The following is a 15,500-nucleotide window of genomic DNA, read 5'->3' as shown; positions in this document are numbered from 1 at the left end:
TCGTTGCGTCGCCAGAACACACGATCGGTTTCCCGACCTGCGACGATGGGGTTTCCGTGATGGGGTTCGGGGTATTCGGTTCCGCATACCGACCCGAACTGAACGAGTTTTCCGGACTGCGATCGGATGTTCGAAGGAGTCTGCGATGACCACCACGGAAATGCCCGCCGTCAGCGAGTGCACGGTGACGAGCTGTTCCTACAACGACCACGGCTGCCACGCTTTCGCGATCACCGTCGACGGCCGCAACGGCACGGCGGACTGCGCGACCTTCGTGCCGCTCACCGCGAAGGGCGGCCTGCCCGCCGCCGTGTCCCAGGTCGGCGCGTGCAAGCGGGCCGACTGCGTGCACAACGAACACCTGGAGTGCACGGCCGCGAACGTGCGCGTCGGCATGGGCGAGGGCGACCACGCGGCGACCTGCCTGACCTACCGGGCCGGATAGCCACCCCAGCACGCGGCGCGGGCGGGACCGACGTGGTCCCGCCCGCGCTGTGCGTCCGGGGGCTACAGGAAGTTGTTCGGCCAGATCATCGTGCGCCACATGTGCGCGACGGGAGAACCGTCGAACCCGAGCCCTTCGGCGGGCTGGCGGAAGTGGCGGCCGATGACGTCCTCGAACTCGGCGATGTCGATGTCCTCGTCATCGGTGAAGGTGTAGACGTCGTTGATCGCGACCAGCCGCGCGGACATGTACCACCGGTGCGACCGCACGTCCCGGTAGGCGTCGCGGACGTGCTCCGGCGGGTCGTACTCCGGCCCGAAGAAGGAGTCGTAGGCGTCCGGGTAGTCGTAGCCGACGGACGGATCGGCGAAGAAGCGCACGATCTCGTGCTGGCGGATCGCCCAGGCCACTTCCTCGGAGACGTAGGGGGCGAGCAGTTGGGCGCCCCAGTGGCCGTGGTGGCTGCGCAGCAGACCGCCGACGGCGATGTCGTGCAGCAGGCAGGCGAGCACGATCGGCTCGTCCAGGCCGAGCAGCTGGGCCCGCCGCGCGCTGTGCAGCATGTGCCGCATCGTGAAGGGGTCGAGCCCGAGCCGCAGGCGGAAGAAGTCGGCGATCGTGGGCCGCTTGGGCATCTTGGGCAGGGCGGGGTTGTCGCCCATCATGAACACCTTGCCGGGCCCCAGTTGGGCCAGGTGCTCGTTGCCGCTGCGGTGCTCCTCGGTGCCCAGGGTCGCGATCGCGGGCAGGACGGTCATCCGCTCCACACCGTGCTGCGCGTGGTGGTGATGGTGGTGGTGCTGATGATCGTGGTGGTGCTGCGAACCGGCAGGGGTGGGGGCTGCTGGACTCGGCGCTAACGGGGGCGCTGAGTGCGTGGCTGTCAACGACGCTCCTGGAGAATCGGCTTGTCCCGCAAGGAAGTCCACAGAGGACTGTGCGGGTGTCGCCGTTCTCTTCGGCAGAGCGCGGTCATCCCTGAATGATCTTTCACCTCCCCGGTCGGAGCGCTCCGGCAGGCGCCGACGGCGTTTGACGATCCGTCACCGACACGCCCGCAGCGCTCCCCCTGAAGGTGGTCAGCCGGAGAGTGAACCGACCGCCAGCTCCCAGCGCACGTAGCGCAGCCCCGGCTCGAACCCGGCCTTCTCGAAGACGCCCGGCGCCCCGGACGCGCTCGCCGAGTCCACGCTGAGGCTGGCGCGGTGGTAGCCCTGCTGGGCGGCGGCCCGCAGCGCGTGCGCGATCACCGCGTTGGCCACACCGCGCCCGCGGTGCTCCGGCACTGTCCCGATGACCATGAAGTGCGCGTCGCGGACGCCGGTGGCCGCGGTGTCGGCCTCCCAGCTCATGGTCACCAGCAGGCCCACGGCGGCGCCGCTGGCCTCGTCGCGGACCAGGAAGCTCGTCTCCGGCTTGAACGTCTGGTTGGTGATCTTGTTCTGCCAGCCGTCCACCGGCAGCGGCGCCGCGCCCCAGTGATCGGCGAAGGAAGCGTTGCGCACCAGGCGGAAGTCCTCGTCGGTGCGCTGCGACCACGGCTCGATCCGCAGCCCATCGGGCACCGCCGCGTCCCCGATCGCCGCGCCGAGCGGGTGCTCCATGCGCTGGTAGTAGCGGACGGGCGCGAAGCCCTGGGACCGCACGAGATCGGCCAGCCCCGGGATGTGCTCGGCCTTGTGGACGTCGACGACGAGGTCGAGCCCCGGGTGGTGCTCGGCGTGCAGCACCTTCGCCGCCTCGATCCCCGTGCGCACGAGCGTCGCGCCGATGCCGCGTCCCCGGTGTCCGGGGTGGACCCCGCCGTCCAGGAGGACCCGGTGGACCTCGTCCGCGACCGGCTTGTAGCGGATCTTCATGTAGCCGACCAGCTCGTCGCCGTCGAGCGCGGCCAGGCTCCCGCGTTCCAGGTCGGTGTACGGGTCGACCAGTTCCTGGAGGGTGTCCGCCTCGACGTAGTTCTCGCCGATCTTGTCGACGGTCTCGATCGCGTTGAGCAGGTCCGCCGACGCCTTGGCGTCCGCTGTCGTGAGCGGCCGCCACGTGAGTTCGCGCATGCGGGAGGAAGCTAGGTCAGGGCGTGCGGGTTGTCGCCTGATTTCCCGTCGCCTGAAAGCGCGAGAGCGCGGCCGGTGACCGCGCTCTCGCCGTGCTTCACCTTCAGCAGGTCCGGTTGTCGTAGTAGGCCCCGGTGATGTAGGGCCAGACACCGAGAAGGGTGTCGCCGGGCCGGACGCACTCGAACTCGTCGCTGCCGACGGCGTAGGTCTTCCTGATCCAGACGTTCCCGCTGCCGCAGTGGTTGTACCAGGCCTGAACGGCGGGCGTGCCTTCCTTGTGGAAGCCGCACTTCGCGGCGGCCACGACCTCGTCCGCACCGGCCGGGACGGCCGTCAGGCTGATCGCGGCCGCCATCAGGGCGAGGGTTCCGACGACGGTCCTGGCGGTTCTGCGCATGTGCTCCCCTTGCTCGTGCACTCGTTTGCTTGCACGTGCAAGCTAATCGCGCGACGGGGGGATCTCCCGCGTTTCAGGTCGGGGTGAATCCGGTGATCAGCAGGTCCGGTTGTCGTACACGGCGTCGTTGATCTCCGGCCAGACACCGAGGCTGGTGTGGCCGGGGCCGACGCACCAGAAGGTGTCGTCGCCGAAGGTGTGGAAGACCTTGATCCAGACCTTCCCGCCACCGCAGTGGTTGTACCAGGCCTGAACGGCCGGCGTGCCCGCCCGGTAGTAGCCGCACTTCGCGGCCCGCTCGACCGGGGCGGCGTCGGCCGGGACGGCCGCCAGACTCGCCGTGGCCGCCATCGCGGCGATCGCTGCGACAAGGCCCTTGACGGTGGTGCGCATGTGTTCCCCTTTGCCCGTTGGTTGACCGGGAGCGTCATCCGCATTTCCGGCAGCGAGCAAATTCGAGCAGTTTTCGAATTGGGCGAGAATCGCTGCGCACCTCGCGCGGATCACCGTCTCCGCTGGTCTCGGCGAGGAGGAGCACGCACAGCCGAATTGCGGCGCCGAGCCGTTCGTCACCGTTTTCGGCGGCAGCACTGTCCCCGCAGCACCGCCTCCCGGTAGAAAGTGCGTGATCACCAACGGCTCCGGAAGGCGTGAGGTCGAGGCTGTGGAAGAACGTGTCGCGTTGCTGGACGTCCTGACGCAGGTCCCCGCGGTGGACCACCACTGCCACGGGGTCGCCAAGGACGAGGTCAGCGCGGAGGGCTTCCGGAAGCTCGCGACGGAGTCGGACCTGCCGCAGGGCCCGGCGGGCGAGGTGTTCGACAGCCCGGTGGGCGTGGCGATCCGGGCGGAGTGCGCGCCGCTGCTGGACCTGCCACGCCACGCCGACGCGGAGAGCTACCTCCGCAGGCGGGCCGAGCTGGGCCAGCAGGAGGTGACGCGGCGTCTGCTGACGGCGGCGAACATCTCCACCTACCTGGTCGACACGGGGTTCTGCGCCGACGAGATCACCTCGCCCGACGAGCTGGCGGGCGTGTCGGGGGCACGGGGGTTCGAGATCGCCCGGCTGGAGTCGCTTGCCGAACGCCTTGCTGGGGAAGGTGTTGGCGCGCAAGGGTTTCACGATGCGTTTCAGGCTGAGCTGGAATCGGCGCTGCGCACGGCGGTGGGCGTGAAGTCGATCATCGCCTACCGGCACGGCTTCGACTTCGACCCAGCGCGCCCCACCGAGGCCGAGATCCGCTCAGCGGCTGATGCCTGGCTGAGGTCCCAGCAGCGGCGGCTGAGCGATCCGGTGCTGCTGCGCGCGCTGCTCTGGGCGGCGGTGGACGCGGGCAAGCCGATCCAGATGCACGTGGGCTTCGGTGACTCCGACATCGTGCTGCACCGCTGCGATCCGACGCGGATGACGGAGTTCCTGCGGGCGACGGCCAGCACGGGCACGCCGATCATGCTGCTGCACAACTACCCGTTCGTCCGCGAGGCGGGCTACCTCGCGCACGTCTACCCGCACGTCTACCTCGACACCGGCCTGGCGGCGGGGTTCTCCGGTGCCTCGGCGACCTCGATCGTGCGCGAGTCGCTGGAGATCGCGCCGTTCACCAAGGTCCTGTTCTCCACCGACGCGTACGGGCTGCCCGAGCTGTACCTGGTCGGAGCGCTGCGGCACCGCCTCGCGCTGGCCAGCGCGTTCGGCGACTGGCTGGCGGCGGACGCGATCGGCGAGGCCGACGCGAGGCGGTACCTGGAGCTGCTGATGGGCGGAAACGCCCAGCGCGTCTACGACCTGACCCCGCACCAGTCGGCGGCGACCAGGGCGTAGGTCCTGGCGGCGAGCAGCATCTCGTCGAGGTCCACGTACTCGTCGTTGGCGTGGGCGACGCGCAGGTCACCGGGGCCGAGCACGACCGACGGGATGCCGAGCTTCTTCAGCACGGTGGCGTCGCACCCGCCGTAGAACCCGGTGAACGTCGGCTCCGGAGCGAACCGCGTGCCCACGGCGGCTTCCTTGTAGGCGGCGGCGAGCGTGGTGTTGATGTCGGCGCCGGGCTCGATCGAGTACGGGTCCCACTGGAGCTTCCACTCGCACACCGGGCGGTGCTTGCGCAGCCACGGGTCGGAGTCGGCGGCGCGGTCGATCACGCCCTGGATCTCCGCGCGCACGTCCGCGCCGTCGCGCTCCGGGTGGAACATGGCGGTGTACTCGATCGTCGCGGAGTCCGACAGCGCGAAGGGCACCGCGAGGTCGCCGGGCGCGCCGCGGATCACGCCGGGCAGCAACGAGAAGTGCCCGTCGTAGAAGAGCGGGTGCCGCTGCGTCTGCACCCACTCCTGCTCAAGACCGCGCAGCGCCTGGTAGATCGTGAAGATCTTGTCGATGGCGTTGACGCCCAGTTCCTCGCCGGCGCGGTGCGGGTGGATGGTCTCGCCGCGCATCGAGCAGTGCACCTTGATGCCCTCGACGGTGACGGAGAACCACAGCAGCCCGGGACTCACCACGGCCAGCGACACCGGCGTCGGCGGCGCGCTCGGCTCGGAGACGATGGCCGCCTCGGCGGTGTAGCCGCGCTCGACGATCGCGCCGGTCCCGCAGGTGTAGTCGACGGTCTCCTCACCGACTGCGCACTGGAGCTGGAGCTCACCCGCGAGCTCGATCCCCGCGCGGCGCAGCGCGATGGCCGCGTAGGCCTGGCCGATGAGGCCGGACTTCTGGTCGGTGGTGCCCCGGCCGTACATGCGCGAGCCCACGACCTCACCGGCGAAGGGCGGGGCGACCCGCCACTCGCCCGGGTCCCCGCCGGGGACGACGTCGACGTGGCCGTTGAAGATCAGCGAGCGGCCCTCGCCGCGCCCGCCGAGCCTGCCGACCGCGTTCTCCCGGCCCGCCTCGACGGCGAACAGCTCGACCTCGGCCCCGGCGCGCTCGTAGAGCTCGGCCAGCACCGCGCTGCCCTCGCCCTCCCGGCCGACGTGCTCGCGGTATTCGACACCGGGGTACTTGGGGTTCACCGAAGGAACTCGAACCAGCCGCTGCAGCGATGTGACCATCTCGTCGCGGAGGCCGTCGACGGCGGCGAGAATGCGCGCGCGGACATCGTCGGTGGGTGGCCCAGCGTTCATTGTGCGACTCCATTCACCGTGCGACCCAGCAGAGCGGGGCGGCTGGGGGGCGTCGATGATCGCATGATCGAATTTTCGGTATCGACCTGCCTGTCCCGTCCTGGGCGGAACACCCGTTTCGGCAGGTGAGGCATTTGCGGCCGCGCATTCAAGCCCCCGGTCGAGTGATTCACGCACGACTTGAGCGGATGCCGCTCCCCGCTGCGGTTTGGCGCACGGACGACGCACTTCACCGACGCGCGGCGGCCCCCGCTCCCGGCGTCCGGCCAGGCGGTCCGGCACGCCTGGCTCCCCCGTCCGGGCGGCGGTGGGCGAGGAGGCGCTGCTCAGCGGGACCGGCACCGGGCCGGCCGCCGTCCAGAAGCGCCGCGAACACCTCGGTTCACGGCGAAGGACACATCGAAATCCGACATTTGACAGGCGATCACTATCGTGTGCTACACCTACTCGCCGTCCCGGTGCCGAGCGGAAATCATGGTGCCGCATTTATCTCAGCACGTGAAACATCATGATTTCCACCGATGCGGCAGGCGAATTCTCGCAGCCGGAAAGAATGTTTTTCGCGATTGACAGCCGGGCTCGCCCAGGGAGAATTTCGACCATGAAGACCAGCAGCGGTTCGGCGGGCACCGCGGTGGCGCCGCGCCCCCAGGTGCTCGACGCCGATCCGGACGCCGGCGCCGCGCTCACCGAGCGGCTGGCCGCCGCGGGTGTCCGCGCGGTGGCCATGACGAACGTCGACAACGGCGGCGTCACCCGGGTGAAGCTCGTCCCGGTGCGCAGGCTGGCCAGCGTCCTGCGCGGCGGGATCGGCTTCTCGGTCGTGTGGTCGATCTCGGGCACCGACGACAGCTTCGCCATGGTCGCCCCGTTCGACAGCCCCGCGGGGGACCTCCGGCTCTTCCCCGACGCCGGTGCCCTGGAGCGGCTGAACGGCTCCCCCGGCACGGCGTGGGTGCCCGCCGACCTCTACACGCAGGAGCTGGAGGTCTCCCCGTGCTGCCAGCGCTCGGCGCTGCGCCGGGTGATCGAGCGCGGCCAGGCGGCGGGCGTGGAGTTCAAGGCGGCCTTCGAGGTCGAGATGTCGCTGCTGCGCGCCGACGGCTCCCCCGGGCACGACGGGCCGGGCTACAGCGCCTCCGCGCTGCTGGAGGTCGAGCCGTTCGCGCTGGACCTGCTGGACGCGCTCACCGAGCACGGCATCGAGCCGGAGCAGCTGCACCCGGAGTACGCGCCGGGTCAGGTCGAGTTCTCCTGCTCCGCCCGCGACCCGCTCGCCGCCGCCGACCAGCTGGTGCTGAGCCGGGTGCTGGCCCGCCGGGTCGCGCGGGCGCACGGCTTCGACGTGAGCTTCGCGCCGAGCGTGCGCCCCGGCGCCGTCGGCAACGGCTGCCACCTGCACCTCAGCGCGTGGCGCGACGGCGTGAACCTCATGCAGGGCGGTACTGACGAGAAGACCGGCGGGATGTCCGAGGACGGCGCGGCCTTCGTCGCCGGGATGCTCGACGCGCTGCCGGAGCTGATGGGGGTGCTCGCGCCCAGCGTGCTCAGCTACGCCCGGCTCCAGCCGCAGATGTGGTCCGGCGCCTACGCCTGCTGGGGCGTGGAGAACCGCGAGGCCGCGCTGCGCGTGGTGCCGGGAACGATCACCTCGCGGGCCACCGCGGCCAACGTCGAGGTCAAGCCGCTGGACGGCTCGGCCAACCCCTACCTGGCGGCGGCGGTGCTGCTCTCGGCCGGGCTCGACGGCCTGGACAAGGCGGCGACGCTGCCCGCCCCGGTGCAGCGCGACCCGCACACCATGACCAAGGCCCAGCGCAGGAAGGCGGGCGTCGAACAGCTCCCGTCCTCGCTCGGGGAGGCGATCGAGCTGCTTACGGGCAGCGAGACGGTGGCCAGGGCGCTCGGCGACGAGCTGCACCAGGCGTTCCTGGCCGTGCGGCGCCAGGAGTGGGAGACCCACGGCAAGCGCGACCACGCCGAGCTGGCCCCGGTGTACCGGCTGAGGTACTGAATCTTTTCTCCTCGGGGTGTCGAATGGCGTCGAGCCCGTTCGTGGACAAGGTGAGACGCAGTCCACCCCGAGGGAGTCCGCCGTGAAGAAGTACCTGCTCGCCGTCCAGCTCGACGAGACCGCGCCCGCGCCCTCCGACGAGGAGTTCCACGCGCAGATGGCCCGGACCGAGAAGGTCACCGACGAGATGCGCGCGACCGGGTCGTGGGTGTTCGTCGGTGGCCTGCGGTCCTCGCACGCCACCACGGTCATCCGCCCCCAGGACGGCTTCAGCACCACGATCACCGACGGCCCGTTCGCCGAGACCAAGGAGCAGCTCGGCGGCTTCTGGGTGCTGGAGTGCGCCGACCTCGACCAAGCGCTGCGCTGGGCCGAGAAGTGCGCGTTGGCCTGCGGCTGCCCGATCGAGGTGCGCCCGTTCGAAGACGCGCAGTGGGCCTGAGCGTGGCGCGGCTGGACGAGGTCTACCGCGCGGAGTACGGCCGCTGCGTCGCCACGCTGACGCGGGTGCTCGGCGACATCGGGCTGGCCGAGGAGGCCGTGCAGGACGCGTTCGCGGTGGCCGTGCAGAAGTGGGGCGAAGCGCCGCCGCCCAATCCCGGCGCGTGGATCGTGACCACCGCCCGCAACCGGGCGATCGACCGCCTGCGCCGCGAATCCACCCGGGAGGCTCGCCACGCGCAGGCGCAGCTGCTGCACCAACCCGATGAGCCGGAGGAGGTGGGCCCCGTGCGCGACGACCAGCTCCGCCTGATCTTCACCTGCTGCCACCCGGCGCTGGCCCCGCTCGCGCGGACGGCGCTGACGCTGCGCCTGCTCGGCGGGCTGGGGACGGCCGAGATCGCGCGGGCCTACCTGATCCCGGAAACCACTGTGGCGCAACGGATCGTGCGCGCGAAGAAGAAGATCCGCGATGCGGGCATCCCCTACCGCGTGCCCGAGGCCGCGGAGCTGCCCGACCGCCTGTCCTCGGTGCTCGCCGTGCTCTACCTGGTGTTCAACGAGGGGTACGCGGCCACGTCGGGGCAGCTGCTGCGCACGGATCTGAGCCAGGAGGCGATCCGCCTGGCGCGGTCGCTCGCGGAGCTGATGCCCGATGAGCCGGAGGTGATCGGGTTGCTCGCGCTGCTGGTGCTCACCGAGGCGCGGCGCCCGGCGCGGGTGGGGCGCGACGGTGAGCTGGTCGTGCTCGCCGAGCAGGACCGGGCGCTGTGGAACCGGGAGCTGATCGCCGAGGGGCACGCGCTCGTGCGCCAGTGCCTGCGGCGCGGCCAGCCGGGGCCGTACCAGGTGCAGGCCGCGATCAACGCCGTGCACACCGACGGTCCGGCCACCGACTGGACGCAGGTGCTGGCGCTCTACGACCAGCTCTTGGAGCTCACGCCGACGCCGGTCGTGGCGCTCAACCGCGCGGTCGCCGTCGCCGAGGTGCACGGCCCCGCGCTCGCGCTGGCCATCGTGGACGAGCTGGACCTGCCGGGCTACCACCTGCTGCACGCGACGCGCGCGGACCTGCTCACCCGGCTCGACCGCTCCGTCGAGGCCGTCGCGGCCTATGACGAGGCGATCGCGTTGGCCACCAACGACACCGAGCGGAGCTTCCTGGAGGCGCGCAGGCTCACAGCGTCGCGGCCGCCGTGCTGAGCGCGTCCAGCACGGCGGCGACGGCGGGCGGATCGGGCGGGTCGCCGTAGGTCGCGGCGTAGATCTCGCGGCGTGAACCGACGATCTCGGCGGCGTGCACGCCGGGATGGCGGTGGGCTCGCAGCGCAAGGCCCGGCAGTGTCGTGACGCCCGCGCCCGCCGCCACAAGTGCTTGCACCACAACCATGTCGTCGCTGTGCGAGGCGATGCGGGGCACGAAACCCACTCGCCCGCACGCCGCGTTCAGCTCCGCCAGGCACCGCTCGCAGCCGCCGATCCACGCGGAGTCGCGGTGGTTCGCGAGGCTGTCATCGGGTCGCGTGCTGATCAGGTAGATCGAGTCCTCGCCGACGTGGACGCGGCGCAGGCCGTCCTCCTCGTCGTTGACAGAGTCCTTGGGGCGGAAGGCGAGCGCGACGTCGATCTCGCCGTGCCGCAGCATCCGCGCCGAGTCGTCGGGGTGGCGGTCGAACAGGCTCAGCTGGAGCCCGGGGTGCGCTCGCGCCAGCGCGGCCGTCGCCTTCGGCACGATCGTGCTCAGCGCGGAAGCGTTGGCGGCCAAGCGAACCCGGCCCGCGCGCAGGTCGACGTGCGCGGCCAGCTCGGTGCTCGCGGCGTCGACCCGCCCGACGATCTCGGCGGCGCGGTTGGCCAGCAGCACGCCCTCCGGGGTCAGGCGGATGCCGCGGCCGACCCGCTGCACCAGCTTGACCCCGGTCGCCGCCTCCAGCCGGGCCAGGTGGTGGCTGACCGAGGGCTGCGAGTAGTGCAGCTGCCTGGCCGCCTCCGTCACCGAGCCGTGCCGGGACACCGCGGCCAGGACCTTGAGGTGGACCAGGCTCAACATCCATCAATGCTATCTATGGATCGCGTGCCGGATTGGCATTGGACGTCATGTCGCGCCTGCTCGATGCTGTGCCGATGACGACGCGCACAGGCAAGGTGACCTGCGATCTCTCCGTTTCTCTCGACGGGTTCTCGGCCGGGCTCAACCAGACCGAACAGCGCCCGTTCGGCGAGGACGGCGGCGACGGCTGGGGCGACAAGCTGCACGCCTGGTACGTCGAACCGCGCGAGCTGCACGAGGTCGAGCTGGGCCGGATGGCCAAGTCCAAGGCGTTCATCATGGGCCGCAACATGTTCGGCCCCGTGCGCGGTGAGTGGGACCGGGCGTGGAAGGGCTGGTGGGGCGACAACCCGCCCTACCACGCCGACGTCTTCGTGCTCACCCACCACGCGCGCGAGCCGCAGCTGATGGACGGCGGCACCACCTTCCACTTCGTCACCGAGGGCATCCACGCCGCCATGGAGCGCGCGCGGGAAGCGGCCGACGGCGGTGACATCTCCATCCACGGCGGAGCGAGCACCGTGAACCAGTACCTCGCCGCCGGGCTGATCGACGAACTGCGGCTGCACATCGTGCCCATCACGCTCGGCGCGGGCACGCGGCTCTTCGACGGCGTGCCCCCGCTCAACCTCGAACAGCTCGAATCGCGCCCCACCGACTCCGTCACGCACCTCGTCTACCGCGTGGTCCGCTGAGCCCCCGCCACCAACGGCTCTAGACGAAGTCGGTGACGCCGTCGTAGGAGGCGGTTCGGGCGGCGCCCGTGGTCTCGTAGCGCAGGAGCAGCAAGCCTTTCGGGGTCACTTCGTGCTCGACGAGGTGGAGGCCGACCGGGGCGCCGGAGTCGAGCAGGCGTCGTCCGGAGCCGATGACGACCGGGGCGACGACGAGCCGGAGCGCGTCGACGAGGCCAGCCGACAGCAGGGCGTTGGCCAGGCGCGAACTGCCGTGGATCTGGAGTTCGCGGCCGGGGCGCGCCCTCAGCTCGGCGACGGTCGCGAGGGGGTCGCCGCGCAGGACGGTCGTGGGGTTCCACGCGCCCTCGGTGAGGGTGTTGGTCACGACGTACTTCGGCAGCGAGTTCATTCGCCCGGTGTACGGGTCGTTCGGGTCGGTGATCTCCGGCCAGTCGCGCGCGAAGGCCTCGTAGGTCCGCCGCCCGAACAGCAGGCCGTCCGCCTGGTCGAGCCACTCCGAGGTGCGCTTGACGAACACCTCGTCGATGTGGGGCACGAGCCAGCCGCCGCGGGTGAAGCCGTCGCTGGTGTCCTCCTCCGGCGAGCCGGGGCCCTGGCTGACGCCGTCGAGGGTGACGAACTCGGTGATGACGATCTTCATCGGACGACCACACCCTCCGCGACAGCGGCCAGCTGAGCGGTGACCGAGCCCCAGCCGTCGAAGAAGCCGAGCTCGTGGTGGCGCTCCCGGGAGGACGGGTCGCCGTGCCGGACGACGATCCGGTAGTCGGTGCCGTCCGGGTGGTCGGCGAGGGTGATCTCGGCCGTCATGTGCAGCGGCGCGGGGGCGACCGGGCGCCACTCGCTGTCGATGGTGTTGGTGAAGACGATGCGCTCCAGCTCGTCCACGACGAGGAAGCTCGCGTCCATGTGCGGCTGGAAGTCCACGCCGTCCTCGCTCATCCGCGTGACGAGCCCGCCGCCGGGCCGGACGTCGAGGCGGTCGACGCGGCAGACGGTCGGCGCGGGCAGCCACCACTGCGCGAAGCTGGACGGCTCGGTCCACGCGCTCCACACGACGGCGCGGGGAGCGCGGATGACGCGGTCCAGGACGAGGTCGAGATCGGGGTTCACGGCTGTTCCTCTTTCTTTTGCTGTGCTTGGTGGCCGGTGACGAAGCTGTCGAGCCGGTCGGTGCGCTCTTCCCAGACCCGGCGCTGCTCCGTGAGCCAGTCGTCGACGACGGCGAGGCGGTCGCGGTCCAGCGTGCACGTGCGCACGCGACCCCGCTTGGCGGTGCGAATGAGGCCGCTGTCCTCCAGCGTCCGCACGTGCTTCATGAAGGACGGCAGGGTCATCGGGAACTCGCGGGCCAGCTCGCCCACGCTCGTCGGACCACGACCGAGGCGTCGGATCACCTCTCGCCGGGTCGGGTCGGCGAGCGCGACGAACACGCCGTCCACCTCCGCCGAATACTGTGCCATGCGGCTAAGTATGACTCGGCAGGAAACTTAGCGCAAGGGCTAAGTGTTGAGCGTCAGATCACGTAGGTGCCGATCCAGCACCGCGGCGACCGCGTCGGTGCCGGGCGGCTCAGGCGCGAGCAGGACGTGCAGGGTGAGGCCGTCCAGCAGCGCCCACAGCCGCTCGGCCTCCACGTCGACCTCGCGCCCGGCGCCGAGCAGCCCGAGCCCGTCGAGATCGCTGACGCACGTGCGGCACAAGCCCTTCACGCCCTCGTCGGCCTCCTGGCGAATCCCCCGGGCCTCGGGATCGGTGGTGCCGTGCGCGGTGAAGGCGAACCACACGCGCGCCTCGGTGAGCCGGTCGGCGTCCAGCGGGAGCACCTGCTTGAGCAGATCGACCCCGGCGGCGATCGGATCGCCCTCGCCGACCTCGCGCGTGCGCCACTCGACCCCGGCCTGGACGCGGCGCTCGGCCCGGCTGACGACCTCCCGCATCGCGAAGCGCAGCAGCTCGTCCTGGGTGGCGAAGAAGTAGCGCACCGAGCCCGTCGACAGCCCGGCCTCGCGGGCGACGCCGCGCACGGAAGCCGCGGGCACCCCCTCGCGCAGCACGATCCGCCAGACGGCGTCGGCGAGGTCGGCGCGGCGCTGGTCGTGGTCGATCGGCATGCCCAACTCCTATCACAGCTGTGCTAGCTTCGCTCTATCACAGCTGTGCTAATTACTAGGAGGAGATGTGCATGCATGCCGTTGAGCAGCGGTTTTCCGGTCTTTCCCCGACGCTCGCCTGCTGTTTCGCGGGCCTGCTGGCCAGTGGGGTTCCCGCGGCGCTGAGCGATTCGAGCTGGTCGGCCGCGGTCGGCGTCGCGGGCACGGCGACCCTGCTGCTGATGAGCGCGGTCCCCGCGTGGGGCACCGCGAGGCCGCTCCTGCTGCTGTTCGCCGCGACATCGGTCTTCGGCTGGCTGACGTCGCTGATCACGTCGCTACCCGGGGTGACGGGGGCGCTCACGAGCCTGCCGATCCCGGTCGCGTTCCTCGCGGTGAACAGCGTCAAGCTGGTCTCGGTCGGCCTCGCCGCGCTGCTCGCCCGGCGGCAGCGGTGGTCACTGGAGGAGCTGCACCTGCGTCCCGGTTCACCGCGCGCGGGCGGCTGGCTGATCTTCGGCCCGCTGTTGTGCCTGCTCGTGCCGGGCCTCTTCCTCGCGGAGCTGCCTTCCGGCGCGCTGGCCCACCTGCCATCGGTACTGCCGTGGCTGCCCGTGATGCTGGCGGGCTGCCTGATCAACGCGGCGGCCGAGGAGTTCCTGTACCGCGGCGCGGCGTTGCGCGCGGCGCGCGAGGTCATGCCGCTCGCCCCGGCGCTGGCGCTGGGCTCGGCGGTGTTCGGGTTGAGCCACCTCGGCGGGAACCCCGGCGGCTGGCTCGGCGTGCTCACCTCGGCCGCGTTCGGGCTGGTCTGCGCCTTCGCGATGCTCAGCGCGCGCGGCTTCGTCTGGAACCTGGCCGTGCACGTGTGCGCCGATCTGGGCATCGTCGCTTCGCTGACACTCGCCCAGATGGGCGTGTGAGTACGGCCACCCGCTCGGGCGCAATACCCCTCACGGCTTCTTCTGTCTGTGAATACTGTTGCTCGCACCGCATGCCCGGGTTGTGCTTCGTGAGCGTTCCTCACGTGCCCCACCGGGGCCGATGACGAGGGCGGCGCGGCGCGAAGGAGGGCCTGGGCGCGATGACGGCAAACCCGGACGAGAAGGTCCGTCTCACGGCCACGACCAGCCACGACCCCAGAACGACGGACGTGGCGACGCTCCTCGCGAAATGTCGCGCGGCGGTCGAGCCCACGGTGCGCGCGGCGGTGGACACGCTGCCGGAGCCGGTGCGGCGGGTCGCCGCCTACCACTTCGGCTGGCAGGACGAGCACGGCCGGCCGCGCGCCGACGACAACGGCGGCAAGTGGCTCCGCCCCGCGCTGGCCCTGTTATCGGCCCGAGCGGTCGGAGGCGCCACGGAGGACGCGGTGCTCGCGGCGACGTCGGTGGAGCTGGTGCACAACTTCTCCCTGCTGCACGACGACATCATCGATGGCGACAAGACGCGCAGGAACCGGCCGACCGCGTGGGCGGTCTTCGGGGTCCCGTCGGCGATCCTGGCCGGGGACGCGTTGTGGGCCTTGGCAATGCGGGTGCTCACCGACGGCGGTGGCACGGCGTCGGTCCGAGCCGTGCGAACGATGGCGCTCACGCTGTGCCGCCTGATGGACGGCCAGAGCGCGGACACCGACTTCCCCGGGCGCGAGCGGGTCAGCATGGCCGAGTGCCAGGCCATGGCCGCTGGCAAGACCGCTGCCGTGCTGGGCTGCGCGTGCGCGCTCGGCGCGGTGACCGGCGGCGGCAGCGACGCGCAGGTGGACGCGTTCCAGCGGGTGGGCGAGCACCTGGGCATGGCCTTCCAGGTGGTCGACGACCTGTTGGGCATCTGGGGCGATCCGGACGTGGTCGGCAAGCCGGTCGGCAGCGATCTGGCGAACCGCAAGAAGTCCTTGCCCGTGGTGGCGGCGCTGGACTCCGGCACCGCCGCCGGGGCGGAGCTGGCCGAGCTGTACCGGCTCGACCGCGCCCTCACCCCCGCCGAGGTCGAGCGCGCCGCGCACCTGGTCGAGGTGGCGGGCGGCAGGGACTGGGCGCGCCAAGAGGCGCAGCGCTGCGCGCAGGCCGCCCTGCACGCGCTTGAGGAGGTCGGCCCCGAACCGGTCGCTGGCGCCGAGCTGCGCGCGCTCTTCTCACTCGTGACGGGCCGCGACCACTGAAGATTTTTTGGAGCGCGTGTC

At 71.2% G+C, this 15,500-nt stretch carries 18 protein-coding genes; 8 read left to right on the top strand and 10 right to left on the bottom strand.

Going from position 1 to position 15,500, the window contains the following annotated elements; genetic code table 11:
• Positions 1–145: 145 nt before the first annotated feature.
• The gene (locus tag CCN37_RS22170; RefSeq protein WP_086824177.1) at positions 146–445 is read left to right on the top strand and encodes a DUF1540 domain-containing protein; all 300 of its coding nucleotides are present in this window, start codon (positions 146–148) and stop codon (positions 443–445) included.
• 62 nt (positions 446–507) lie between these two features.
• Here CCN37_RS22170 and CCN37_RS22165 read toward each other — a convergent pair whose 3' ends face one another.
• From CCN37_RS22165 to CCN37_RS22150, 4 genes are all read right to left on the bottom strand, one after another.
• Positions 508–1,203, bottom strand: a complete 696-nt coding sequence (locus tag CCN37_RS22165) for a hypothetical protein (RefSeq protein WP_086824175.1) — start codon at positions 1,201–1,203, stop codon at positions 508–510.
• Positions 1,204–1,524: 321 nt separating this feature from the next.
• Positions 1,525–2,502, bottom strand: a complete 978-nt coding sequence (locus CCN37_RS22160) for a GNAT family N-acetyltransferase (RefSeq protein ID WP_086824173.1) — start codon at positions 2,500–2,502, stop codon at positions 1,525–1,527.
• Positions 2,503–2,605: 103 nt separating this feature from the next.
• The gene (locus CCN37_RS22155; RefSeq protein WP_086824171.1) at positions 2,606–2,902 is read right to left on the bottom strand and encodes a DUF6355 family natural product biosynthesis protein; all 297 of its coding nucleotides are present in this window, start codon (positions 2,900–2,902) and stop codon (positions 2,606–2,608) included.
• A gap of 96 nt (positions 2,903–2,998) precedes the next feature.
• Complete coding sequence (locus CCN37_RS22150) at positions 2,999–3,295, bottom strand: DUF6355 family natural product biosynthesis protein (protein WP_086824169.1); 297 nt, start codon at positions 3,293–3,295, stop codon at positions 2,999–3,001.
• A 271-nt stretch (positions 3,296–3,566) separates the two neighbouring features.
• Between CCN37_RS22150 and CCN37_RS22145 the strand changes: the two genes are divergently transcribed.
• Positions 3,567–4,724: an amidohydrolase family protein gene (locus CCN37_RS22145; RefSeq protein ID WP_086824336.1), complete on the top strand. Its 1,158-nt coding sequence runs from the start codon at positions 3,567–3,569 to the stop codon at positions 4,722–4,724.
• On the opposite strand, the gene CCN37_RS22140 is transcribed toward CCN37_RS22145, so the two are convergent.
• A complete protein-coding gene (locus CCN37_RS22140; protein ID WP_086824167.1) occupies positions 4,682–6,022 on the bottom strand; it encodes a M20/M25/M40 family metallo-hydrolase in 1,341 nt (446 codons plus the stop codon). The two genes, CCN37_RS22145 and CCN37_RS22140, sit on opposite strands and share 43 nt — an antisense overlap.
• 601 nt (positions 6,023–6,623) lie before the next feature.
• Here CCN37_RS22140 and CCN37_RS22135 point away from each other — a divergent pair.
• From CCN37_RS22135 to CCN37_RS22125, 3 genes are all read left to right on the top strand, one after another.
• Positions 6,624–8,036 carry a glutamine synthetase family protein gene (locus CCN37_RS22135; protein ID WP_168200796.1) on the top strand — a complete coding sequence of 471 codons (1,413 nt, stop codon included), beginning with the start codon at positions 6,624–6,626 and terminating at the stop codon, positions 8,034–8,036.
• An 82-nt stretch (positions 8,037–8,118) separates the two neighbouring features.
• Complete coding sequence (locus tag CCN37_RS22130) at positions 8,119–8,478, top strand: YciI family protein (protein ID WP_086824163.1); 360 nt, start codon at positions 8,119–8,121, stop codon at positions 8,476–8,478.
• Positions 8,469–9,680 carry an RNA polymerase sigma factor gene (locus CCN37_RS22125; protein WP_246843222.1) on the top strand — a complete coding sequence of 404 codons (1,212 nt, stop codon included), beginning with the start codon at positions 8,469–8,471 and terminating at the stop codon, positions 9,678–9,680. The genes CCN37_RS22130 and CCN37_RS22125 overlap by 10 nt, the downstream gene beginning before the upstream one ends.
• On the opposite strand, the gene CCN37_RS22120 is transcribed toward CCN37_RS22125, so the two are convergent.
• Complete coding sequence (locus tag CCN37_RS22120) at positions 9,655–10,527, bottom strand: LysR family transcriptional regulator (RefSeq protein ID WP_086824161.1); 873 nt, start codon at positions 10,525–10,527, stop codon at positions 9,655–9,657. The genes CCN37_RS22125 and CCN37_RS22120 overlap by 26 nt on opposite strands.
• A 74-nt stretch (positions 10,528–10,601) precedes the next feature.
• On the opposite strand from CCN37_RS22120, the gene CCN37_RS22115 reads away from it, so the two are divergent.
• On the top strand, positions 10,602–11,222 hold the full coding sequence (locus tag CCN37_RS22115) for a dihydrofolate reductase family protein (protein ID WP_086824332.1): 621 nt from the start codon (positions 10,602–10,604) through the stop codon (positions 11,220–11,222).
• Positions 11,223–11,241: 19 nt separating this feature from the next.
• On the opposite strand, the gene CCN37_RS22110 is transcribed toward CCN37_RS22115, so the two are convergent.
• Genes CCN37_RS22110 through CCN37_RS22095 form a run of 4 tightly spaced genes read right to left on the bottom strand, consistent with a single transcriptional unit; the run spans position 11,242 to position 13,339 of the window.
• The gene (locus tag CCN37_RS22110; RefSeq protein ID WP_086824159.1) at positions 11,242–11,865 is read right to left on the bottom strand and encodes a dihydrofolate reductase family protein; all 624 of its coding nucleotides are present in this window, start codon (positions 11,863–11,865) and stop codon (positions 11,242–11,244) included.
• Positions 11,862–12,338, bottom strand: coding sequence for an SRPBCC domain-containing protein (locus CCN37_RS22105; RefSeq protein ID WP_086824157.1), 477 nt, complete (start codon positions 12,336–12,338; stop codon positions 11,862–11,864). The genes CCN37_RS22110 and CCN37_RS22105 overlap by 4 nt, the downstream gene beginning before the upstream one ends.
• Positions 12,335–12,688, bottom strand: coding sequence for a helix-turn-helix transcriptional regulator (locus CCN37_RS22100; RefSeq protein WP_086824155.1), 354 nt, complete (start codon positions 12,686–12,688; stop codon positions 12,335–12,337). The genes CCN37_RS22105 and CCN37_RS22100 overlap by 4 nt, the downstream gene beginning before the upstream one ends.
• Before the next feature lie 39 nt (positions 12,689–12,727).
• A complete protein-coding gene (locus CCN37_RS22095) occupies positions 12,728–13,339 on the bottom strand; it encodes a TetR/AcrR family transcriptional regulator (RefSeq protein ID WP_086824153.1) in 612 nt (203 codons plus the stop codon).
• 71 nt (positions 13,340–13,410) lie between these two features.
• Here CCN37_RS22095 and CCN37_RS22090 point away from each other — a divergent pair, with 71 nt between their 5' ends.
• Together CCN37_RS22090 and CCN37_RS22085 are read left to right on the top strand one after the other, a co-directional pair.
• A complete protein-coding gene (locus tag CCN37_RS22090) occupies positions 13,411–14,241 on the top strand; it encodes a CPBP family intramembrane glutamic endopeptidase (protein WP_168200795.1) in 831 nt (276 codons plus the stop codon).
• 161 nt (positions 14,242–14,402) lie between these two features.
• Positions 14,403–15,479 carry a polyprenyl synthetase family protein gene (locus CCN37_RS22085; protein ID WP_086824149.1) on the top strand — a complete coding sequence of 359 codons (1,077 nt, stop codon included), beginning with the start codon at positions 14,403–14,405 and terminating at the stop codon, positions 15,477–15,479.
• Positions 15,480–15,500: the final 21 nt, after the last annotated feature.

It is taken from the genome of Allokutzneria sp. NRRL B-24872, from assembly GCF_002155965.1.
Taxonomy (GTDB): domain Bacteria; phylum Actinomycetota; class Actinomycetes; order Mycobacteriales; family Pseudonocardiaceae; genus Allokutzneria.
The sequence above is the reverse complement of the archived record's forward strand: the minus strand, read 5'-3'. Positions and strand labels throughout refer to the sequence as shown.